24 protein-coding genes are annotated in these 22,171 nt (G+C 59.5%); 11 read left to right on the top strand and 13 right to left on the bottom strand.

The window, feature by feature from the left end:
* The 8 genes from arsC (at position 1) to I3J13_RS01745 (ending at position 5,601) form a co-directional block, all read left to right on the top strand.
* Complete coding sequence (gene arsC, locus I3J13_RS01780) at positions 1-423, top strand: arsenate reductase (glutaredoxin) (RefSeq protein WP_196377823.1); 423 nt, start codon at positions 1-3, stop codon at positions 421-423.
* On the top strand, positions 398-1,126 hold the full coding sequence (arsH, locus tag I3J13_RS01775) for an arsenical resistance protein ArsH (protein ID WP_338081630.1): 729 nt from the start codon (positions 398-400) through the stop codon (positions 1,124-1,126). Before arsC ends, arsH begins: the two co-directional genes overlap by 26 nt.
* A 372-nt stretch (positions 1,127-1,498) precedes the next feature.
* Positions 1,499-2,065: a YceI family protein gene (locus I3J13_RS01770; protein ID WP_196377821.1), complete on the top strand. Its 567-nt coding sequence runs from the start codon at positions 1,499-1,501 to the stop codon at positions 2,063-2,065.
* Between the two features lie 111 nt (positions 2,066-2,176).
* The gene (locus I3J13_RS01765; RefSeq protein WP_196377820.1) at positions 2,177-2,566 is read left to right on the top strand and encodes a COG4315 family predicted lipoprotein; all 390 of its coding nucleotides are present in this window, start codon (positions 2,177-2,179) and stop codon (positions 2,564-2,566) included.
* A 5-nt stretch (positions 2,567-2,571) separates the two neighbouring features.
* The gene (locus I3J13_RS01760; RefSeq protein ID WP_035217313.1) at positions 2,572-3,078 is read left to right on the top strand and encodes a sigma-70 family RNA polymerase sigma factor; all 507 of its coding nucleotides are present in this window, start codon (positions 2,572-2,574) and stop codon (positions 3,076-3,078) included.
* Positions 3,075-3,854, top strand: coding sequence for an anti-sigma factor family protein (locus tag I3J13_RS01755; RefSeq protein ID WP_196377819.1), 780 nt, complete (start codon positions 3,075-3,077; stop codon positions 3,852-3,854). Before I3J13_RS01760 ends, I3J13_RS01755 begins: the two co-directional genes overlap by 4 nt.
* Positions 3,855-3,857: 3 nt before the next feature.
* Positions 3,858-4,502: a cytochrome b gene (locus I3J13_RS01750; RefSeq protein ID WP_196377818.1), complete on the top strand. Its 645-nt coding sequence runs from the start codon at positions 3,858-3,860 to the stop codon at positions 4,500-4,502.
* Between the two features lie 349 nt (positions 4,503-4,851).
* Positions 4,852-5,601: a DUF1062 domain-containing protein gene (locus I3J13_RS01745; RefSeq protein WP_196377817.1), complete on the top strand. Its 750-nt coding sequence runs from the start codon at positions 4,852-4,854 to the stop codon at positions 5,599-5,601.
* Between the two features lie 73 nt (positions 5,602-5,674).
* Here I3J13_RS01745 and I3J13_RS01740 read toward each other — a convergent pair whose 3' ends face one another.
* The 11 genes from I3J13_RS01740 to I3J13_RS01690 all read right to left on the bottom strand — a co-directional run bounded on the left by I3J13_RS01740 (position 5,675) and on the right by I3J13_RS01690 (position 18,215).
* Complete coding sequence (locus tag I3J13_RS01740; RefSeq protein WP_196377816.1) at positions 5,675-6,373, bottom strand: HpcH/HpaI aldolase family protein; 699 nt, start codon at positions 6,371-6,373, stop codon at positions 5,675-5,677.
* Between the two features lie 12 nt (positions 6,374-6,385).
* Positions 6,386-7,192 (bottom strand): SDR family oxidoreductase, encoded by an 807-nt coding sequence (locus tag I3J13_RS01735; protein WP_196377815.1) that lies wholly within the window; start codon positions 7,190-7,192, stop codon positions 6,386-6,388.
* Positions 7,193-7,201: 9 nt separating this feature from the next.
* Positions 7,202-8,878, bottom strand: coding sequence for a hydantoinase B/oxoprolinase family protein (locus I3J13_RS01730; protein WP_196377814.1), 1,677 nt, complete (start codon positions 8,876-8,878; stop codon positions 7,202-7,204).
* Between the two features lie 12 nt (positions 8,879-8,890).
* Entirely contained in the window at positions 8,891-10,954 is a 2,064-nt protein-coding gene (locus I3J13_RS01725) for a hydantoinase/oxoprolinase family protein (RefSeq protein ID WP_196377813.1), read from the bottom strand.
* A gap of 145 nt (positions 10,955-11,099) precedes the next feature.
* The gene (nac, locus tag I3J13_RS01720) at positions 11,100-12,038 is read right to left on the bottom strand and encodes a nitrogen assimilation transcriptional regulator NAC (RefSeq protein WP_196377812.1); all 939 of its coding nucleotides are present in this window, start codon (positions 12,036-12,038) and stop codon (positions 11,100-11,102) included.
* Positions 12,039-12,353: 315 nt separating this feature from the next.
* Positions 12,354-13,562 (bottom strand): aspartate transaminase, encoded by a 1,209-nt coding sequence (locus I3J13_RS01715; RefSeq protein ID WP_196377811.1) that lies wholly within the window; start codon positions 13,560-13,562, stop codon positions 12,354-12,356.
* Positions 13,563-13,598: 36 nt separating this feature from the next.
* The gene (locus I3J13_RS01710) at positions 13,599-14,342 is read right to left on the bottom strand and encodes a branched-chain amino acid ABC transporter ATP-binding protein (RefSeq protein ID WP_196377810.1); all 744 of its coding nucleotides are present in this window, start codon (positions 14,340-14,342) and stop codon (positions 13,599-13,601) included.
* Positions 14,332-15,105 (bottom strand): ABC transporter ATP-binding protein, encoded by a 774-nt coding sequence (locus I3J13_RS01705; RefSeq protein ID WP_196377809.1) that lies wholly within the window; start codon positions 15,103-15,105, stop codon positions 14,332-14,334. Before I3J13_RS01705 ends, I3J13_RS01710 begins: the two co-directional genes overlap by 11 nt.
* Positions 15,102-16,088: a branched-chain amino acid ABC transporter permease gene (locus I3J13_RS01700; RefSeq protein ID WP_080817073.1), complete on the bottom strand. Its 987-nt coding sequence runs from the start codon at positions 16,086-16,088 to the stop codon at positions 15,102-15,104. The genes I3J13_RS01705 and I3J13_RS01700 overlap by 4 nt, the downstream gene beginning before the upstream one ends.
* Before the next feature lie 42 nt (positions 16,089-16,130).
* Positions 16,131-17,003: a branched-chain amino acid ABC transporter permease gene (locus I3J13_RS01695; protein WP_035217353.1), complete on the bottom strand. Its 873-nt coding sequence runs from the start codon at positions 17,001-17,003 to the stop codon at positions 16,131-16,133.
* Positions 17,004-17,024: 21 nt separating this feature from the next.
* Complete coding sequence (locus I3J13_RS01690; RefSeq protein ID WP_196377808.1) at positions 17,025-18,215, bottom strand: ABC transporter substrate-binding protein; 1,191 nt, start codon at positions 18,213-18,215, stop codon at positions 17,025-17,027.
* 298 nt (positions 18,216-18,513) lie between these two features.
* Here I3J13_RS01690 and I3J13_RS01685 point away from each other — a divergent pair, with 298 nt between their 5' ends.
* Entirely contained in the window at positions 18,514-18,654 is a 141-nt protein-coding gene (locus tag I3J13_RS01685; RefSeq protein WP_080853169.1) for a DUF1127 domain-containing protein, read from the top strand.
* 148 nt (positions 18,655-18,802) lie between these two features.
* Complete coding sequence (locus I3J13_RS01680; protein ID WP_196377807.1) at positions 18,803-19,240, top strand: GNAT family N-acetyltransferase; 438 nt, start codon at positions 18,803-18,805, stop codon at positions 19,238-19,240.
* A gap of 41 nt (positions 19,241-19,281) precedes the next feature.
* On the opposite strand, the gene I3J13_RS01675 is transcribed toward I3J13_RS01680, so the two are convergent.
* Both I3J13_RS01675 and I3J13_RS01670 read right to left on the bottom strand, forming a co-directional pair.
* On the bottom strand, positions 19,282-19,932 hold the full coding sequence (locus I3J13_RS01675; RefSeq protein WP_196377806.1) for a glutathione S-transferase family protein: 651 nt from the start codon (positions 19,930-19,932) through the stop codon (positions 19,282-19,284).
* Between the two features lie 106 nt (positions 19,933-20,038).
* Positions 20,039-21,250 (bottom strand): MFS transporter, encoded by a 1,212-nt coding sequence (locus I3J13_RS01670; RefSeq protein ID WP_196377805.1) that lies wholly within the window; start codon positions 21,248-21,250, stop codon positions 20,039-20,041.
* Between the two features lie 245 nt (positions 21,251-21,495).
* Between I3J13_RS01670 and I3J13_RS01665 the strand changes: the two genes are divergently transcribed.
* A complete protein-coding gene (locus tag I3J13_RS01665; protein WP_035217366.1) occupies positions 21,496-22,152 on the top strand; it encodes a peroxiredoxin in 657 nt (218 codons plus the stop codon).
* Positions 22,153-22,171 lie beyond the last annotated feature (19 nt).

Here is a 22,171-nt window from a genome sequence, read left to right as displayed (position 1 = left end):
ATGGACGCCACCATCTATCACAACCCGTCCTGCGGGACGTCGCGCAACACGCTGGCGCTGATCCGCGCGGCAGGGATTGAACCGACCGTAATCGAATATCTGCGGGAACCGCCGACACGCGAAAAGCTTTCAAGAATGATTGCAGATGCGGGCCTGACGGTGCGCGAAGCCATGCGCGAGAAGGGGACGCCCTATGCCGAGCTCGGTCTCGACAATCCGGACCTGACGGACGACCAGTTGCTCGATGCGATGATGGAAACGCCGATCCTGATCAATCGTCCCTTTGTCGTGACACCGCTCGGCACCAGGCTCGCCCGTCCTTCAGAGGCCGTACTGGATATTCTGCCGGACACTTTCAAAGGGCCGTTCTTCAAGGAGGATGGCGAGCAGGTCCTCGATAATGAAGGAAAGCGCATTGTCTGACAGGTTTCCCGCGTTGCAGGCGCATCACCTGCACAGCATTGACCCAGAGGCTCTGCGTCCGGCGTTTTCGACCCATAAACCGCGCATCCTGATCCTTTATGGCTCGCTGCGCGAGGTGTCCTATAGCCGTCTGCTGGCATTCGAGGCTGGGCGGCTGCTCGAACGGCTCGGTTGCGAGGTTCGGATATTCGATCCGAAGGGCCTGCCTTTGCCCGATGAAGCGCCGGCCAGCCATGCCAAGGTGCAGGAACTGCGTGAACTTTCCGAATGGTCGGAAGGACAGGTCTGGGTAAGCCCGGAACGTCATGGCGCAATGACCGGCATCATGAAGTCGCAGATCGACTGGATTCCTCTTGCAATCGGTTCTGTACGGCCGACACAGGGCAAGACGCTCGCTGTCATGGAAGTGTCCGGCGGCAGCCAGTCCTTCAACGCCGTGAACCAGATGCGAATTCTCGGCCGATGGATGCGGATGATCACCATTCCCAACCAGTCCTCGGTGGCAAGGGCGTATCAGGAATTCGACGCGGAAGGCCGGATGAAGCCGTCATCCTATTATGACCGGGTCGTGGATGTCTGCGAGGAACTGGTGAAATTCACGCTGCTGACGCGTGGCGCTTCCAGCTATCTCAAAGATAGATATAGCGAACGCAAAGAGTTGGCAGATGAACTTGAGAAACGTGTTTCGCTAAAATCAATCTGACGGGCTGGGTTCGGTTCAACGCTTCGTGCTTTTCAATTCCGGAACCATATGATCAGTTCGATTGTGGCGGGAGAAGATATTCACGGGCTTTCGAGGTGTTGAACCTGCCATGGCTTGATCGTGCGGCGACGTATGTAACCAGCAATAGCCGCACAAATCTGGAACTACAGGATCAAATAAGTTCCATAATCTATCTTATGCGATTATTGTTTGTGGATTGGCGCCATCTCCCTGACGGGTGTTTTTTCGGCACACAGTCAAAGTTGGTCTTCCCCTATGGGCGGGATTTTGAGGATCTGCCGGCGTGGTGCGGATTAAACCTCTTCCTGTGGTGTTCTCCTGAGTGCGACTACTCATCAAGGAGCTTGCGCCGTGAAATATTTCCACTCCATCACTCTCCTTATCCTGACATTGGTTTGTTCGCCGGTCTCTGCCAGTCCATTCTCGTCGGCGGCCGGGCGCTATCGTATCGATCCTGCCTCTCACATCCGCTTCTCAATTGCGCAGGTTGCCGGTCCCGGGATCAAGGGCACAATTCCTGATATTTCCGGCCGCTTCGACATCGACCCGGACCAGCCGGCCAGATCTTACGTCGAAATCAGTCTCAACCCTTCCAGCGTCCAGACCGGGCAAGAACGGGTGGAAAACTTCCTGCGATCCAGCGCGGTTTTCAATATCGCCGTTTATCCGCAGATCGTGTTTCGCTCCAGCCGCGTTACGCAGGACGGACCGCGCAGCGCTGTGGTTGAAGGCATATTGACAGCCAGAGGCATATCCAGACCCGAAACGTTTCACGCGACATTCGTTGAACAACAGAAGGGATCCGTCACCTTCCACGTCACCGGCAATGTCGCACGCCTGCCCTATGGCATGGGTGTCGGAGTGCCGCTCTATTCGAATACGGTTGCATTCGACATCGATTTGAAGGGCATCAGATAAAGCGAGGGGGCATCAAAAAATCGAGCGGCGGTGGGATTAAGTGCCGCGGGCGGGTGTTTGTCTAATATCGGGCATATCGTCCAATCCGTTACCCTTCAAAGGACTATCGTCATGCGTGCACATCATTTCATTCTGGCCGGCGTTGTGGCGCTTGCCGCCACGGCCGCCCTCGCCGAACCATATGCCGGTGGCGCCGTGGTTGAAAAGGCAACGGCCAAAGGCACGATCCTGACCGACGCCAAGGGCATGACCCTTTATACATTCGACAAGGATACCAATGGCGCGTCGGTCTGCTACGACGGCTGCGCAAAGAAATGGCCGCCCCTCGCCGCCTCGAAAACCGACAAGGCGGATGGCGACTATAAACCAATCTCCCGCAAAGATGGTACGATGCAATGGTCGCATGACGGAAAGCCGCTCTATCGCTGGCAGATGGACAGGAAGCCCGGCGATGTCACAGGCGATGGCGTCGGCGGCGTCTGGCACATTGCCAAGGAATAGTATCCATGCCGGATTTTCTGGACGAGATGACGAGTTGCATACCAGCGCTTCGCCGCTACGCGAATGCGCTTACGCATGACCGTGACACGGCTGACGATCTCGTCCAGGACTGTCTGGAAAGAGCCATCCGTAAAAAGGCGCTGTGGAAACCGCAGGGACCGTTGCGTCCGTGGTTGTACCGAGTGCTCGTCAACGTCTACCGCAACAATCTGCGCGGACGAAATCGCCGGCCCTCGCAAGTGCCGATCGACGATGTTGCGGAACAGCTGTTTGTGCCGGCGGCGCAGACGGGCCGGATTGCGCTTGCCGAAATGGCCCGTGCCATTGAAAAACTGTCCGGCGAACATCGCGAGGCCCTGCTCCTCGTCGTCGTCGAGGGCCTCAGTTATGCGGAAGCGGCAGATGTTCTTGAAATTCCGCTGGGCACGCTGATGTCCCGTCTCGGGCGGGCCCGAACGGCTCTCGCCCGGATGACCCAGGAAGACCAGCCAAATCTCAAGGTGATAAAATGACCGGCAGCGAACCGCAGATAACCGAAGCCGATCTGATCTCTTATGTCGACGGTCAGCTCGAAGACCCACGGCGTGACGCCGTTCGTGCCCACCTCGCCTCCAATCCGACCGATGCGCGCAAGGTTGCGATGTGGCAGCAGCAGAATGCGACGCTGACGGCTCTCTACGGCCCTCTTGATACCGACGCCCTGCCCGAGCGTCTCAACGTGTACCGCATTGAGCGACGTCTGCGGTCACAGCGCGCCGATTGGCGTAACATGGCGGCGGCATCTATCCTCATTCTGGCCGTTGGGTTGACGGGCGGCTGGTTCGGGCGCGGGCTGTTGTCGCAGGTCGCGGAACCGACCCCCTCCATCGTGGCGGATGCAACGCAGGCGCATAAGCTGTTTGCGAGCGAGGTTCTGCATCCGGTGGAAATCCGGGCCGATGCGGAGAATGCTTCCAGCCTGCCGAAATGGATTTCGAAGCGGCTGGACCGCAAACTGAACATTCCCGATCTCACCCGCCACGGTCTGTCCCTTGTCGGCGGCCGGGTTCTTCCCAGTTCCGAAGGCGCCGCCGCCCAGCTGATGTATGAGGATAAAAGCGGGCAGCGCGTCACTCTTTACATCGTGGCTGCGGCCGATTCGAGCGACACCGCCATGCAGCGGTCCAGCCTCGGTTCGCTGGAGGCCATCTCCTGGGACGACGAAACCATCCGCTGTGCGTTGGTTGGCAACCTGCCGTCCGACCGTATGGACGCCATCGCGAAAGACACCTATCAACAATTGAGCTAGCCGATGAGATACTTCGAGGATCATTCCGATAGCGCAACGACGCGGGAACGGCCGTGGCGTAATACGTCCATATCCTACGGACTGTTGGCAATCGCGTTCCACTGGACAATCGCGGTGCTTTTCCTAGCGCAGCTTGCGCTGGGATACGTGATGAGCCGCGACAATATCGACCCGGTTCTTCAGTTCGACCTGTTCCAATATCACAAGTCGATAGGATTTCTGGTGCTGGCCCTCGCCGTGCCGCGTTTCCTGTGGTCTGTTTTCAGTAGAAAGCCGCAGGCTCTAGAAGGTGATGGACTGGCAGCGAGGTTCGCCGCGCGGGCCGCTCACGCCGCGTTGCTGTTCCTGACGCTTGCCGTCCCCCTCGCCGGTTGGGCAGTCGCGTCGACCTCGCCTCTACAAATCCCCAGTTACGTCTTCGACCTCGTGGTCGTACCGGGATTGCCTCTGGTGATTTCCGACAAGGCGGAGGCCTTCTGGAGCGAGATTCACGCCACCCTCGCCTACCTTGCCGCAGCTATCGTCTTTCTTCATGTGGCGGCGGCGTTGTGGCACCATTTCATCCGTAAGGACGCGACGCTCCGACGTATGCTTCCATTTCCGACAGCCGCAGATAACAGGCGCAAAACCGCCTCTTTCCGGAAATAAACCCACAAGCCGTTATTGTATAAGTATTTGTTTCTATTATTTTTTTATGAGGGACAATATCCATCCGGTGGCGTCGTTCGAACCGGAAAGAATGGGCGGATCACCTGACGTTGCATAAAAGTCGCATCGTAACGGCTTTCGGCCTCTTCGCCGCGCTGGACGACTCTGTTTCGGAGCGATCGTTTGTTACTGTCGCCGCCGAAGAGCATTGGCGCATCGAGGTAGACTTTGCCTAAGTAAATACCGGTCTCAATCCAGTTTCACCCGTATTGCCGGATAGCCGCAGGCTGTCGGCGTATGATCATGTTCATCGGGTGGTGGCAAGAGACCGGTCTGGCATTGTTATAATGTGCCCTGCGCAGCGCCGCTGTCTCAGCTCTTCACCACCCCAGAACACCGCCATGCCGTTCCCGTAAGGGTTTTCTCCTGCACCATCTTGGTGGACTTCCGAATGGAAGACCAAGAGACTATGTGCAACTTACTTCGGGTCCAATGGACCGTTACGCCACGAACGGCGCCCCAGCCCTGGCTTGCATGCAGCGGATGCGGCGGCCTGAGGGCATTTCAGGCCAGCGGCAAGATCCGGCTCAATGCCAATGGCCGCAAGCTGGATGCCTGGCTTATCTATAGATGCATAATCTGCGACAAGAGCTGGAACAGGCCGATTTTCGAGCGCCAGAATGTCCGGGACATAAGCCCTGCCGTTCTCGAAGCGCTGCAGTCCAACGATCCGCAATGGATAAGGGCGGAGACCTTCAACCTCGAAGCCTTGAGACGTAAATCGCAGCGCGTCGACGAGTTTCCCGAATTCGATATCGCGAAACAGATCCGGGATGAACCTCCCGACTGGGCAATGGCGGAGATTGATCTCACGGTTCCGTTTCAGACCGGCATACGCCTTGACCGTCTGCTGGCGTCTGAACTCGGGCTTTCGCGGTCGATGCTGCAGAAGCTTCAGGATGACGGTTCGATTCGGGCGCAGTCCGACCGTTCCGATCTTTTGCGGCGGCGCGTTAAAAACGGCACCCGGATTGTGATCGCGCGCTGCGACGGCTTCGATCCGGAGCATTTGTGGAGACCCGTCACGGCGGATTTCTAACGGCATGGCGAGGGCCTGAAGGTTCAGGCCCTCGCTTGCGGCATCGTTAAATCGGAAAATCCTATACTCCGCCTCAGGCGAGCGCCTTCTTCACCGCAGCGAGACCACGGCGCAGGAACGGATCGGAATGGACGTAGAAGAATTGCACGCCACGCTCCCGCCAGTGCGGCATTTCTTCCAATGTCGCGAGCGTTCCCGCGATTTTTCCGGCTGCGCGTATCTTGTCGACAGCGATGGCGACTTTTTCTATCACCACCTCCGGGCGCGGCTCACCGAATGGCGGCGCGGGCGGATAGCCCATATCCTGCGAAAGATCGCCGGGACCGATGAAGAAGACGTCGATACCCTCGACCGTCAGCATCTCGTCCAGAGTGTCGACCGCATCGACGGTCTCGATCATGGCGATGACGAGCCGCTTTTCATAATCCGACGGCAGGGCGTAACGCACCGCATCGACAATCGCGCGGGCCTCGTCGGCATTGCCGACCATGGGCACCATGATCCCGTCCGCGCTGGCATTCAGGTAGCGGATGATGAGCGGCCGCTCGTGCGAATGCGGACGCACGATGGCAGCGCCACCGACGGAGCGCACCACCTGCCCGGTCGCCCGCACATCCTCGAAGCTCCATGTGCCGTGCTCGCAATCGAGGAAGATTGCGTCCGCGCCCAGTTCCACCAGCCGGGCGGAAAGGCCCGACGACGTATGGTGCGGGGTGAACATGCTGATAGCTTCACCCGCCGCAAGACGGGCGCGTAGCTTTGCTCCATTCATGGACGTCTCTCCCTAGTTCTTTTTCGGCATATCCGGCGTATCGTCCGGCGCGCCCACCCAGCGAGCGACTTCGATATCCTTTGAAGTGTCACGCATATGGGTCGGGCAGATGTGCAGTTCCGGAATGACCGCGCTTTTGTTCAGGCTGGCGCAAAGCAGGATGGCGCGGGCGACGTCATGCGGATCCATCATCACGGCGCGTTCTTCCTTGAGAGGCGGCCGCGCGCGGTTGTTCATGATCGGCGTATCCGTCTCGCCCGGCAGGATGGTCGTCGCACGGATACCCTGGTTGCGATAGGTATTGTGCAGGAAGGTCATGAAGTTCTTCACGCCCGCCTTCGCCGCACCATAGGCCACGCCGCCCAGAAGATTGGGATTGAGGGCGGCAAGCGAAGAGACGGTAATGATGGCGCCTTCACCCTTTGCGATCATCTCCGGCAGCACCGCCTGTGTCAGGTTGAACACGGCCGTCAGATTGACGTTGATGGTGGCGTTCCACTCCTCCTCGTCGATGAAGCGGGCGTTGAGCACCTTGCTGGCGGAACCGGCATTATTGACCAGAATATCGATGGGACCGACGGCCTCGCCGATCGACTTGACCGTGTCGAAGATCGCATCGCGCGAGGCGATATCGAGCGTGCGAGCGATGGCCTTGCCCTTTTTCTTCTCGATCAGTTCCGCGACCTCGCGCAGCGGATCGAGACGGCGTCCAGTCAGAACGACCGTCGCCCCTTCTTTCGCCAGCAGAATTGCGGTTTCGCGGCCGATGCCTGAACCGGCGCCGGTTACCAGCGCAATTTTTCCGTTCAACAGTCCCATTCTCATCTCCTATTCGGCTGCGGCAGCAATGGCGCCAGAATAGCCGAAGATTTCTTTCGCCGCCTTCGCGGTTACCAGACCTTCGGAAATATCCTGTTCGATCAGCGCGCGCGAACGCTCGCTGGCCCTGCCCCAGCCGCCACCGCCGGGTGTCTGGACTTCCAGACGTTCGCCGGTCTGAAGCACGACCTTACCCTTGGGGAAATGCGACTTGCCCTGCTTCATCACCTTGCCGGCGGACCCGCTCTGGCCTTCCACCACGCCGAAGCAGGGGTGGCGGACGCGTTCCGATGCCAGATAAATGTTCATCGGGTTTTTGCCGAGATTGCGCAGAACGACGCGCTGGCCAAGGCCGCCGCGATGTTTGCCGGCGCCACCGGAATCGGCGATCAGTTCCTTGCGTTCCGTCAGCACCGGAACGGCGACCTCGAACATTTCGATGGCCGTGACCTTGCAGTTGGAGGGGAAGCTCAGCGTGTCCAGCCCGTCAAATTCGGCGCGTGCGCCCTGCCCGCCATGGAAATTCTGCACGGAACCATATTGCGTGCCATCGTTACGCTGACCGACGCAATTGGCCGCCCAGATCGGCGCACCGCCGCTATCGCCCAGAACCTTTTCCGGCACGATGCCTTCCAGCGCCTTGAAGATCAGCGAAGGAATGACGTGACCGATGAGATTGCGCGAATTGCCCGCCGTCCACTCCTGCGGATTGAGAATGCAGCCGAGCGGCGCTTCGTCGGTGATCGGGACGATGCAACCCTCATTATTGGGTGTTTCGGCATCGAGCAGGCATTTCAGCGCGTAGACCGAATGGGCGTAACGGTAGTTCGTGCGGCAGTTGATCGAGTGCAGGACCTGATCCGACGTGCCGGTATAATCCACATGAATGGAATCGTCCCTGACAATCACCGAGGCTTTCAGCTTGACGTCGACATCGTAGCCGTCGAGCAGGACTTCGGCGGAATAGGTGCCGTTCGGCCATTCGCGGATCGCCTTGCGCGTCTGCGCCTCCGAACGGGTGTGGATGGCGTCGGCCAGCCCATCGACATCGTCCAGCCCGTATTCATCGAGGAATTTCACCAGTTCGCGGCCCATGACATTGTTGGCGGCGATCATCGATTCCAGATCGCCGCGCACTTCCGTGGGAAGGCGGACTGAGGCTGCGATGATATCGAACACATCCTCGTTCGGAACGCCGGCCTTGAGCAGCTTGACGATGGGGAAACGGATGCCTTCCGCGAAAATGTCGCTGGCTTCCGAATGCAGCGGCGCGCCGCCAATATCGGGAAGATGGGCGATGGACCCCGCATAAGCGACGACCTTGCCATTCTTGAAGATCGGCGTGATCATCGTCACGTCGGGCAGATGGCCGGTTCCGATTTCCGGATCGTTGGTCGCGAGAACGTCGCCCTCTTCCAGTATCTCGACTGGAAACTTCGGCAGGAAATATTTCTGTGCCGCCGCGGGCAGCGAGGTGATGAAAACCGGGATCGACCAGGTGCATTGCGCCAGCGCCCTACCCTTACTGTCGAGAAGTACCGTAACGTAATCATGGTTCTCACGCACGATCGGCGAAAACGCCGTCTTGCCGAGCACGTTGTCGGCCTGATCCGCGATGAAGATCAGGCGGTTCCACATGACCTGAAGGTTGATCGGATCGTTGAAATCGGTTGCGGGTTTCGACATTTGACTGCCCCCTTAGAGAATATTGATCACGAGATTGCCGTGGGCATCGACATGGAAGGTGCCGCTCGGCCCGACAACGGCTGTCGATTCACGCTGTTCCACAATGGCAGGCCCCTTCACGTCGTGGCCGACCGGCAGCTTGTAGTGGTCGTAAACCGAGGTCTCGACATAGCCGCCCGCCTCCTGAAAATAGACCTGCCGGCTACCTTTTAGGGCTTCGGCAACGACGGTTTCATGCGGCCGGGTGACCTGATCCTTCTCGCCGCTGGCGCGCAGACGCCAGGTGATGACTTCCAGCGGTGCAGCCACCGTGCGGCCGAACAATTCGCGATAGAGCTTGAAGAAACTGTTACGCAATTCTTCGAGGAAAATGTCCTTCGGCAGGTTGCGGTCGGGAAGGACCACCGTAATCTCGTGCCCCTGCCCCACATGGCGCATATCCACGGTATAACGATTGGTGATTGTCTCCTTCGGAACGCCGGCGGCCGAAACGACCTCCGCGCCCTGAGCGGAAAGATCATCGAGCAGGCGGTTCATCGCCTCGATATCCCAGACATCGAGCGCCATCGGATGGCTTGCGGAGAGATCGACGGCAACCGGCGCGATCAACAGGCCGATGGCGGAGCTGACGCCCGCGCCCGTCGGGCAGATGATACGCGAAATGCCGAGCTTGCGGGCGATGCCGTAGGCATGCACTGGCCCTGCCCCGCCGAAGGCCACCATCGGCAAAGAGCGCGGATCGACGCCAAGATCGGTCGCGTGCATGGCAGCGGCCTTGCTCATGGATTCATTGACGAGATCGTGGATGCCCCAGGCGCAGCGCTCGACGGTCACATCGAGAGAAGTGGCCAGTTTGGACATCGCCCCGTGGGCCGCGTCCCTCGACACCTTGAACGAGCCGCCGACGAAGGATTCCGTTCCCATGTAACCGAGCAGAATATCGGCGTCGGTTACCGTCGGTTCGGTTCCGCCGCGCTGATAGGCGGCCGGACCCGGCATGGCGCCGGCGGAATGCGGGCCGACATCGAGAAGGCCGAGCGGGTTCTTCGCGGCGATGGAACCGCCGCCAGCGCCGATCTCGATCATCTGGATCGACTGGATTTTCAGCGGAAAACCGGATCCCTTGCGGAAACGCTGGTAATGCGCGACTTCGAGATCGGTGCCGACATTCGGTTCGCCATCGGGAATGAGGCAGAGCTTGGCGGTGGTGCCGCCCATGTCGAAGGAAAGAACGCTCGCCTCACCTGCCGTGCGGCCGAATTCGGCGGCGGCGACAGCACCTGCGGCGGGGCCGGATTCGATCAGGCGCACGGGAAGTTCGGCGGCGCGGCGGCTCGGCACAAGACCGCCCGAAGAGGTCATCCACAGCACCTGCCGGTCGATGCCCTTCCCAGCAAACTCCCGCTGCAGATGGGCGACGTGGCCGGACATTTGCGGGCGGGTATAGGCATTGACCACCGTTGTCGAGGCGCGGTCGAATTCGCGCATTTCCGGGCAGACCTCAGAAGAGAGCGAAACAAAAATGTCAGGGTCTTCCTCACGCAGGAGTGCGGCGACGCGCTGTTCGTGCTGCGGATATTTATAGGCATGCAGCAGGCAGACCGCCACCGAGCGGATGCCTTTTTCCTTCAGCCGTCCGGCGATCTCGCGAACGGTCTCTTCCTTGAGTTCCGTCATCACCTCGCCATCGGCGGCGATGCGTTCTTCGGCGCCGAAACTGTTGGCGCGGGTGACCAGCGGATCGGGATATTTGATGTTCAGGTCATAGAGATCGTAACGCCCCTCGTTGCGGATGCGCAGCATGTCCTGAAAACCGTCGGTGGTGACGAAGCCGGTCTCCACGCCCTTGCGCTCCAGCACGGCATTGGTAACGACGGTGGTTGCGCCAAGCACCTGCAGGTTCTCGATGGCAATCGCGTCCGCATGTTTTTCGAGCAGCTCAGACACGCCCTGCACAACGGCTTCGGCCGGATTTTTCGGCGTGCTCAGGACTTTATGGAGGTGAAGTTCGCCGCTGTCGTCCAGAAGCGCGAAATCGGTAAAGGTACCGCCAGTATCGAAAGCCAGTTTTGCCATTGTTTCCCTCGAGCGACCATGCAGCCTCTCTGGCTGCCTTGTGGATCCAAATTTGAATCCGTTCACTGATGGAAAATTGAAGCCTTCAGCCGGCCTTTACCAACACAACCTCGGTCTGCCGCCATAGGGTTTGCTTATAGCGAATTCAGATGGCGCGAATGCCGGGGTGGTGGCCGCTCTTGAGCTTTGTGACGATCTCGAGAAGCACGGAACGCGCCGCCAGAGCCGGCTCGGAAAGCGGCATATGATCGGAGACGCAGAGCGACACTGTTGCATCGATGACAGGTGTTTTGAGGGGATGTAGCTGTGCGCCGCTGAAGCTCGGGGTCTCCAGTACAACCGAGGCCGGAAGGATGGTCGAGCCGAGGCCGTCCAGTACCGCCGCCCCGAGTGCCGGTACGGATTCCAGCTCGGAAATGACCTCCGGCTTTGCGCGCGCCCGCGCTAGCCCTTCATCGATGAGCCGGCGAAGGAAATGCGCCTTGCTCGGCAGCAGCATCGCGTGGCCATCCAGCGCCGAGAGCGGAAGCGGCTGACCGGGTTCAGTCGGCAGCTTCATATCGGCGGGCGAGACGAGGAACATTTCTTCCCGGAACAAAGGTTCCAGCGTCACGCCCTTGATCGGATCGGAGGTGTAGATCAGCGCCATGTCCATCTTGCCAGTCATGATCAGCTCGCTGAGAATATGGCCGAAACTGTCGTTGATATGGACCGTGATGGCGGGAAACCGCGCCCTCATCTCCTTGATAAGCGGCAGGGACAGCGCGCTGGACGAGGAATAGGTGGCAAGCCCGATGGAGACGCGGCCGGAGACCGAGCGGGCGGAGCGGTCGATATCGGTCTGCGCCTGCTCGATCTGCTTCAGCATGATCTGTGCATGGCGATAGAGGATCAACCCCGCTTCGGTTGGCGTGATACCGACATTGCTGCGCAGCAGGAGCTGGTGTTTGAAATGCTGTTCCAGCGACGCGATCTGCTGCGACAGCGCCGGCTGTGCCACACGAAGAATGCCGGCGGCACGCGAAACGCTGCCGGTATCGACGATCTTGACGAAGCTCTTGAGTTTTTTGAAATCGACGCTCATCGGTCCCCACTTTTTTGGGGAAATCCTAGCGTATCGAGGAGGAAACGGGAATGGATTTCTGCAAGGACGGCGCGTAATTTCAATGGGATAGGGGTTTTCGGTATATGTGCACGACGCAACTGTGCGCGTACATCCCCACCTCCGTCATTCCGGCCTTGAGCCGGAATCCAGTCGACGCGCGTCTGCGCGGCGGGACAAGTCTTTTCAGCCCAAGGACTTGGGCTGGCTGGATTCCGGCTCAAGGCCGGAATGACGGGAGGTGAAAAACTGCACAAACCGTTGTAAAGGCGAGCCTGTTTACGGGTCCGATTTGCCCTACCTTAGCGCAGCCACCGCACGCTCGATGCGGTCACATGCATCCTCCAGCACCTCCATGGAGGTGGCGAAGGAAATGCGAAAATAGGGCGAAAGCCCGTAGGCCGCACCCTGAAGAGCCGCCACGCCGACGCTGTCGAGGAGATAGAGGACGAAGTCGAGATCGTTTGCGATCACCTTGCCATCCGCCGTCGTCTTGTCGATCACCCCGGCGCAGCTCGGATAGAGGTAGAAGGCCCCATCCGGCACCATGCAGGAGAGGCCGGGGATCGCGTTCAGACGTGCGCAGGCGTAGTCGCGCCGCTGTTTATAGACCGCAACGCTTTCCGTCACGAATGTCTGGTCACCGGCAAGCGCATGGGCGGCGGCGGCCTGGCTGACGGAAGACGGGCAGGACGACATTTGCGACTGCAACTTGTTGATGGCGGCGACGAGGGCTGCCGGCCCGGCCCCGTAACCGATCCGCCATCCCGTCATGGCATAGGATTTTGAAACGCCGTTGGTCAGAAGCACCCGATCCTTCAGTTCCGGAACGACGGCAACGAGGGTTTTCATAGGCTCATCCCTGAACCAGACCTGATCGTAAATATCGTCGGAAAGGATCATGACATGCGGATGGCGCAGCAGCACCTCGCCCAGCGCCTTCAGTTCCGCTTCGCTATAGGCAGCACCCGTCGGGTTCGAGGGGGCGTTGAGGATCAGCCACAGCGTCTTCGGGGTGATTGCCGCTTCCAGCGCTTCGGCCGTCAGTTTGAACCCCGTTTCCTCCGGGCATGCGACGATGACGGGCGTGCCGTCATTGGCAATGACCATATCGGGATAAGACACCCAGTAGGGAGCCGGAATAATCACTTCCGCACCATTCTCCACGCTTGCCATCAGCGCCAGAAACAGGATCTGCTTGGCGCCGCCGCCAACGCAGATTTCACTATCGCCATAGGCGATGCCAAGACGCTTCTGGAAGTCGCCGATGATCGCCTTGCGAAGCGCCGGCGTGCCGTTGACGGCGGTATATTTGGTCTCGCCCCGGTCTATGGCGGCATGCGCTGCCGCCTTGACGGCTTCCGGCGTATCGAAATCCGGCTCGCCCACCGTCAGATCGGCGATATCGCGGCCGGCGGCCTTCAATTCGCGGGCGCGAGCCGCCGCCGCCGTGCTTGGCGAAACCCTAATTTTCGACACGCGTGATGCTGGCACGAAAGTGCTCATGGTCTTTCCTCGTCTCAATCTAAAGCTTTGGACCTGTCAATGCGCGGCTTCGAGTTCGCCGCGCATCTTTCCGGTCAGGAACAATTCGCCAAGTTCGTCATGGGTGATCTCCGCCGGCGTGCCGTCCCAGATCACCTTGCCGAGACGGAGAATGACGGCGCGCTCAGCCACCTCCATGGCCTTTTTGGTGTTCTGCTCGACAAGCAGGATGGTCATGCCATTTGCATGCAGCCGCAGGAGTTCATCGAAGACGATGCCGATTGCGGCCGGCGACAGGCCGACCGAGGGCTCATCCACCAGCAGCACCTTCGGCCGCTGCAGAACCGCCATCGCCACTTCGAGCAATTGCTGCTCGCCGCCCGACATATTGCCCGCGAGCGTCGAGCGTCGCGTCTTCAGGATCGGGAAAAGGTCGTAGACATAATCCCGGTCCGCCTTCACCTTTGCATCGCGAATGGTATAGGCGGCCATTTGCAGGTTTTCATCGACGGTCATGACCGGAAAGTTGCAACGGCCCTGCGGTACGAAGGATATGCCCTCCCCCAGAATGGCGCGCGACGACAATCCGGCGATGTTCCTGCCGCGCCAGTCGATGCCGCCTTCCTTGATGGTCGTCATGCCGTAGAGCGTCTTAAGCAGGGTGGATTTGCCCGCACCGTTCGGCCCCATGAGGGCCACGAATTGGCCGGTCGGCACATCCAGATCGACGCCGTTCAGGATATCGAGATTGCCGTAACCCGCGCGCAGGCCCTGGATGGAAAGATTGCTGTCAGCCGCCAAGATAGGCCTCCCTCACACGCTGGTCCTGAATGATGTCATGCGGCAGTCCCTCGACCAGTTTCGTTCCCTGATCGAGCACGACCACACGCTGGCAGATGCTGGTGACCACATCGATATTATGTTCGATGACGAGGAAACTCACGCCGAGCGATTTATTCGCATATTGGATCGTCTCCACCACACGCTCGATGATCTTCGGATTGATGCCCGCCATCGGCTCGTCGAGCAGGATAAGCTTCGGCTCCGGCATCAGCATGGAGGCGAACTGGATGAGTTTCTGCTGGCCGCCGGACAGATTGCCGGCGGGCTGGTGGCGAACGTCCCAGAGGCCTGCCATCTTGATCAGTTCGCGCGCCCGCTCTCTCAACCCGGCCACGCGGCGGCGCGACATGCCGCCGAGGCCGAATGTCGACAGGAGTGAGGGAAATGTGAACATCTGACCGGCGATGACGAGGTTTTCCTCCACATCGAGCGCCTTGAAGGTGACTGTCTTCTGGAACGATCGCAGCATGCGGCCTTCACGGGCGATGCGGTTGAGCGACCAGCCGGTGATGTCCTGCCCGTCCAGTATCACCTTGCCGGTATCCGGCCGGGCAAGCCCGGTGCTGCAATCAAAAAAGGTGGACTTTCCCGAGCCGTTAGGCCCGATCAGTCCGGCTATCTCGCCGCGATTGATGTGCATGCTGACATCGTTGACCGCCTTCACCGCACCATAGGACTTGCTGAGGTTCTTTATCTCAAGGATGGGAAGATGAGCCGTCATTTCGAGCCTCCGATCGCGTTCCAGAAGCGATTGATCAGGGGAGCAAAGCCCTTTTTGAACCAGAAGACGAGAACGAGAAGGCAGAAGCCATAGGCGATCATCCGCACTTCAGGAGCCACGCGCAGCGCCTCTGTCAGACCGACGAAAAGCAGGCTGCCGAACACGGTTCCCGAAATCATGCCAGCACCACCGCCAAGAACGATGATCAGCATCGTCGTGGAATAATACATCTGGAAGGTCAGCGGGCTGACCACCGTGAGGTAATGGGCATAGAGGCTGCCCCCTACCCCGGCAAAGACGGCGCTCAGCATGAAAACGATCAGCTTGTAACGCCAGGTCGGAACACCGAGGGATTCCGCCAGCGTTTCGTTTTCGCGAATGGCGACCATGTTGCGGCCCGCCGGCGAGCGGACGATTGCCCATGCGGCAAGCGTTCCCAGAACGCAGATGGCCAGAGCCAGATAATAGAAGCTGGTGGTTCCGCTGACCGTGAAGGAGAGCGGTCCGAGCTCGAAATAGGGCTTCGGGATGCCGGAAAGGCCCATGTCGCCGCGGGTCAGCGAAATCCAGTTCTTGGCGATTGCCTGGCCGATGATGACGAAACCGAGCGTACACATGACGAAGGACGTTGAACGCAGACGCAGCGCCGGAATGCCGAGCGGCAGGGCAAGCGCGCCGGAGACGAGGCCCGCGGCAATGAGGTTCACGTAAAACGGCGTTTCATAGTGAACCGCCAGCAGACCGGCGGTATAGGCGCCGATGCCGAAGAAAGCCGCCTGCGCCAGCGACAGCAGACCGGTATAACCGACGAGCAGATTGAGGCCATGCGCCGGCAGCATGAAGATGAGCGCGATGATCAGCGAGTGGGTAACGTAACGCGTGCCGATGAAGGGCGCGGCAAGTGCTACGACGATCAGGACGGCGGCGAGCGGAATGCGCAGATCGCGGCGGCGTGCCTGGGGAACGGTGTCTGTGAGAGACATGTCGAGTCCTCAAAATTCGAGTAAATTCGGCGGGCGCGGCTTCTAAAAGCGCGCCTGCGTCGAAAACAGGCCGTGCGGACGCCACATCAGCATCAGGATCAGCGTTGCGAAGCCCACCGTGTCGCGGAATTGCAGCCCGACATAGGTGGCGACGAGGCTTTCGGCGATGCCGAGGATCATGGCCGCGAAGAAGGTGCCGCGTACGTTGCCAAGGCCGCCCATGATGATGATCGGCAGGGTCTTGAAGGTGATGAGTTCTCCCATGCCGCCATAGACGCTGACATTGACCGGCGCTGTCAGCACGCCCGAAAGTGCTGCAAGCGCGGCGCCCAGGATGAAGGTGCGCAATACGACCTGCGAGACATCGATGCCGACCACGCCGCAGCATTCGACATTTTGCGAGACCGCCCGCATCGCCATGCCGAGACGGCTATAGGTCACCATCAGCTCCAGACCGACGAAGACGATCAGACACACGACCAGAATGAGCACGCGCTGCTGCGCCAACGTGAAGCCGAGGATGGAAATCGGCTCGATATAACCGCCGGCGAAAAACTTGTAGCCGCCGCCGAAGACGAAAATGATCGTGTTCTGCAGGATCAGCGCGATGCCGAGGGTGGCGAGAACGCCGGACTCGGCCGGCGCTCCCACCATTCTGCGCATCACGAGCTGGCCGACCACATAGGCCACGACCACGGTGGAAAGAACGCCGACGACGATCGAAGCCTCATAGGAAAGGCCGAGATAATCGATGGCGAACCACGCCCCGAAGGTTCCGAGCATGTAATATTCGCCATGAGCGAAGTTGATGGCTCTCAGCACCCCGAAAATCATGGTCATGCCGACGGCGACGATCGCGTAGACGGAACCGGTGACGATCCCGTTTACGACTTGCTCGAGAATTGTCGAGAACATGGCTGTACCCCTCCCGGTCTGTCAGTTCGCAGGGTACTGGATTTCCGCCGTATAAGCGCCCTTTATGCTCGGCTTGCCGTTCTCGATCTGCAGAAGGATCATCGGAAGGCGCGCCTGATTGTGATCGTCGAAGGTCACTTCGCCGACCGGGCTCTTGTACTTGATCTTGGAGAGCGCTTCGCGGACCGCATTGCGATCAGCGCTTCCGGCTTCCTTGATCGCCTGGGCGAGCAGGTTGACGGTATCCCAATGCACATAGGCGTGATTGTTCGGCGCTTCCTTGTAGGTGGCGGTGAATTTCTCGACGAAGGCCTTGCTGGCCGGACTATCGAACTGCGGCAGCCAGGCTGCGGCCTCAACTGCGCCTTCCATGGCTTTCGGTGCGGATTTGATCGTCTTTTCGGTGTTGAATTCACCGTTGCCGATCAGTGTAACCTTGCCAGCAAGTCCGAGTTCCAGCATCTGACGGGCGACAATCGGCGTCGTGTCGGCGAGACCATACATGATGATTGCCTGCGCGCCGTTATCGCGGATCTTCGCCAGCACGCTGCGGAAATCGACCTCCCCTTCCTTGTAATAATCCTCGCTGAGGATCTCGCCCTTGAAGTCCGGCAGGTATTTCTTAGTGAAGGTGATGGCGGAGCGGCCGTAGTCGCTATCGACCGACAGGACGGCGAATTTGGTGAAACCACGCTGTTCGGCGGCGTATTTCGCCACGACGAAGGCACGGTTCTCATCCGTCGGATAGTTGCGGAATGTCCATTTGAAACCGCCGACGCCCGCCTGATAGGTGATCTTCGGGTTGGAGGACGCGGCGTTCAGCAGCAGAACCTCGGCATCCTCGGCGACGGGCTGCATGGCGAGCGTCACGGAGCTGGAGACGTCGCCGATGACGAAATCCACTTCGTCCTGATCGATCAGGCGGCGGGTGGCCGAAACACCTTCGACCGGCGTGCCCTGGCTGTCGGCATTGAAGAGTTCGATCTGCTGGCCGTTGATGCCGCCGGCCGCGTTGATATCCTTTACCGCGAGTTCCGCGCCATGCATGGAGAAAGCGCCGTAGCGCGCATTCGGGCCGCTCATCGGCGCGACGAGGCCGAGCCTTATCGTGTCGGCCGCATAAGCGGCGGCGGAGAGCGCCGGCGACAGGCTCAGGATCGGAGCGACCGCTGCGGAAACCAGTAGAAGTCTGCGAGTAATACCGTTTTTCATGTTCCCACTCCTTTTCGGATTTATCTGTTCCGGCTTTGGCCGGGCGAGCTTTTGCCGCTTTTGCGGTTCTTGTCGATTAACGTCATGCTAATCTTTCAGGCAGAGTAGGTTCATCGCCGGATATTTTGCCAACACAAGTCCTTTCTGCCGCTATAGCGTTTCCTTATGCCGGCAGTCGTTTCCCCCTATCCAGACGTCGTGTGTCGATTTTTGCATGTCTTCCATGCAGGCAAATGCCTGTATTTTTCGCGTCAGAATGGGCATATTTTATGCAATCTCATCACTGGAAACCATGAAAATGAAACTTCACGAAACCGTTCGAAACTATTTCCGCAACCGTCGCGCCGTGGCCGAACTGAGCGCGCTCGATGACAGAAGCCTTTCCGACATCGGCGTCAGCCGCTCGCATATCCGTTCCGCCGTGGAAGGCCGCCGCTAACAGGCCGAAACGGACGCCTTCATGGGCGTCCGCGCGCAGCACGATCTTCAGGCGCTGAAAATTGCGCCTCAGAATCGGTAAAGCTCCTGTAGAAATCCTCTCCAAATATTGGGCGGCGCTTTCAGAGCGCGGCCGAGAGGAGAGTCGAATGAACCAACCCGATTATTCCCCCGATTATTCCATCATCGCGAGAACCCCATCTGTCGAGGACTATCTGCGCCTTCGCGCCGTGGCCGGGCTAAGCCCCTTTTCACGGGAGGCGGCAGAGAAGGGGTTGCAGGGCACGGTCTTCTCCGTGCTGGTTCTGCATGCGGGTTCCGCCATCGGCATGGGCCGGCTGATCGGCGATGGCGGCTGCTTTTTTCAGATCGTGGACATTGCCGTCGATCCCGCCCATCAGGGTCGGGGCTTGGGCAAGGCGGTCATGGAGGCGCTGATGAGCCATGTGAAGAGCGAGCTTCCCGCTTCGGCCTATGTCAGCCTGATCGCCGATGTGCCGGCAAACAGGCTATACGAAAAATTCGGTTTCAAGGAGACCGCGCCGAGGTCGCTCGGAATGGCCTATCGCGTCAGCACCTTGGCTTGATCGCAGGCAGTCCGCAGTGAGGGGCCTCCCGTCGATGCGGTTCAGCCGTTCGATGCAGCTTTGAAAATCGCCAACTGATCGGCAAAGGCGCGTTTATAGGCGGGACGCGCCTCGCCGCGAGCGACATAGGCTGCGAGATTTGCGTATTCATCGAGAATGCCCGAACTCTTTATCCGTTGCAGCACCGATATCATCAACAGATCGCCGGCGCTGAATGCGCCGTCAAGCCACTCGGCCTTCCCCAGTCGGCTGGACAATTCGCCGAGCCGCTTGCGAATACGTTCATCGACGATCTGCAGGCGCTCGCCGTGCCAGCTTTTGTCCCTTTCGAGAAAGCCGGTGACAAAATGCTCGACAATGGGCGGCTCCATGGTGCTGAGCGCGGCGAACATCCACATGATCGCCCGCGCCCGCGCATCCGCATCCTGTGGCAACAGGCCGGCATGGCGTTCGGCTATATGGAATATGATCGCACCGGATTCGAACAGGACGAGATCGCCCTCCTCATAGGTCGGGATCTGCCCGAAGGGCTGAAGCGCCAGATGCGCCGGTTCCCGCATCGCCTTGAAGGAAAGAAGGCGAACGTCATAGGGCTGGCCTACTTCTTCGAGTGCCCAGCGGACGCGCATGTCGCGGGCGAGACCCTTGCCGCCATCGGGCGAACGTTCAAAAGCGGTAATGGTGACTGTCATTGCTGTTCTCCATCAATCCCCACCCCCGGAATGCTGTCGCCTGACGTTGCGTCACACTATGCGCTGGGATGAGCGAAAACAACGTCGTCGTGTTTTCGGCACAGGCTCAGGCGGCGGCGCGCTTTCGACGGGATACCCAGATCAACACCGGCAATGCGGTAAAAGACAGTGCTGCGCCCGCCAGGAAGGTGCCGAACGAACCATGGAGGTCCCACAGCAAGCCGGCGATGACATTGCCGACCAGCACCGCCAGACCCGTCATCAGATTGAAGACGCCGAAGGCCGTTCCCTTGAGATGTGGCGGCGCCGTTTCCGCAATCAGGGCTGCGAGCAGACCCTGCGACAGGCCCATATGCAGGCCCCACAGAAGAATGCCGAACAGGAACAACGGAATGGAATTGGCAAAAGCGAGCGTGAGATAAGAGGCCACCAGCACGGCCACGCTCGCCGCGATAATCCCTGAGCGGCCGATCCTGTCCGAAAGCCGGCCGGCGGGATAGGCTGTCAGGCCATAGACGGCATGCATGATGACCATCGTGATCGGTATCCATGCCGGCCGGAAGCCCGCCTCTTCGGATTTCAGCAACAGGAATGCTTCGCTGAAACGCGCCAAGGTCAGGAGCGACGCCGCAATGATGACGATCCAGACCGCCTGATTGAGTTTCGCAAAATCGGCGAGCCGGAATGGCTTTTCGGCTTTCGGTCTTGCGGGCGCATCCGGTTCCTTCACACCGGCGATGAGGATGAACACCGCAAGGAAAGCGGGAATGACCGCGATCCAGAAAATGGCGAGCACATTTTCGCTGAGCGCGAACATCAGCCCGATGGCCGCCAGCGGCCCGATGAAGCCGCCGACCGTATCGAGCGACTTTCTGAGCCCGAATGCGGCGCCACGAATTTCCGGCGGTGTCACATCGGCAATAAGGGCGTCGCGCGGCGTTCCGCGAATGCCCTTGCCGACCCGGTCCACCGCCTTGGCGGCGACGATCCAGCCAAGCGAGGTGGCGAAGGGAAAAGCGAGTTTCGAGATTGCGCCGAGACCGTATCCAAGCACGGCGAGCATTTTCCGCCGCCTCGTCCAGTCCGCGATAATCCCGGAAAACAGCTTGGTCGTGGTGGCGATGGCAACCGACATACCCTCGATGAAACCGACAGTGACCGCGGAAGCGCCGAGACCGGAAACGAGATAATAGGGCAGCAGCGTCTGCACCATTTCCGAAGAAATATCCATCAGAAGGCTAACGATGCCGAGCACCCAGACCGTCGCTGGAATGCGTGCCCGAACCGTTGCAGAAACAGGCGCAGAAGAAGTCGTCATGATGGCCCCCCGATCGTCTCTGGAATAATCATGTCCTCCTGAAACAATCAACCGGGCGGATATCGTGCAACCGCGACAAACGGGGAAAATCAGGGTTATCAAATCTCTGTGGGGCTGAAGCAAATACCGCCGAAGCCCGATGAAAGGGCTGGCCATTTCACGCAAAAACTCTAAGCTCCAGCGCCGGACACGGATTGCCGAGAACCATCAGTTTTCAGTTCAAATCATTAGGGAGAAAACATCAGATGAGCCTGCGTATCAACGACATAGCACCCGACTTCACCGCCGAGACCACCCATGGTCCGGTGAGCTTCCACGACTGGATCGGCGACGGCTGGGCGGTCCTGTTTTCGCATCCGAAGAACTTCACCCCCGTCTGCACGACGGAACTCGGCGCGATGGGCGGCCTGCAGCCGGAATTCGAAAAGCGTGGCGTCAAGATCATCGGTATTTCGGTCGATCCGGTCGAAAGCCATGAAAAATGGAAGAACGATATTCGCACCGCGACCGGCTTCAACGTCGATTATCCGCTGATCGGCGACAAGGACCTGAAAGTCGCCAAGCTCTACGACATGCTGCCCGCCGGTGCTGGCGACAGTTCCGAAGGCCGCACGCCTGCCGACAACGCCACCGTGCGCTCCGTCTTCGTCATCGGTCCCGACAAGAAGATCAAGCTGGTCCTCACCTACCCCATGACCACCGGCCGCAACTTCGAGGAAATTCTTCGCGCGATCGATTCCATTCAGCTCACATCCAAACATCAGGTGGCGACCCCGGCCAACTGGAAGCAGGGCGAGGATGTCATCATCACCGCCGCCGTTTCCAACGAGGATGCGATTGCCCGTTTCGGCTCCTACGACACGGTTCTTCCCTATCTGCGCAAGACCAAGCAGCCCGGCTGATTTGAAGCCTGTGATGGGG

It is taken from the genome of Agrobacterium leguminum (assembly GCF_015704895.1).
GTDB classification, from domain to species: Bacteria; Pseudomonadota; Alphaproteobacteria; order Rhizobiales; family Rhizobiaceae; genus Agrobacterium; species Agrobacterium leguminum.
Note: the sequence above shows the minus strand (reverse complement) of the source record. Positions and strands in the feature narration are given on the sequence as shown.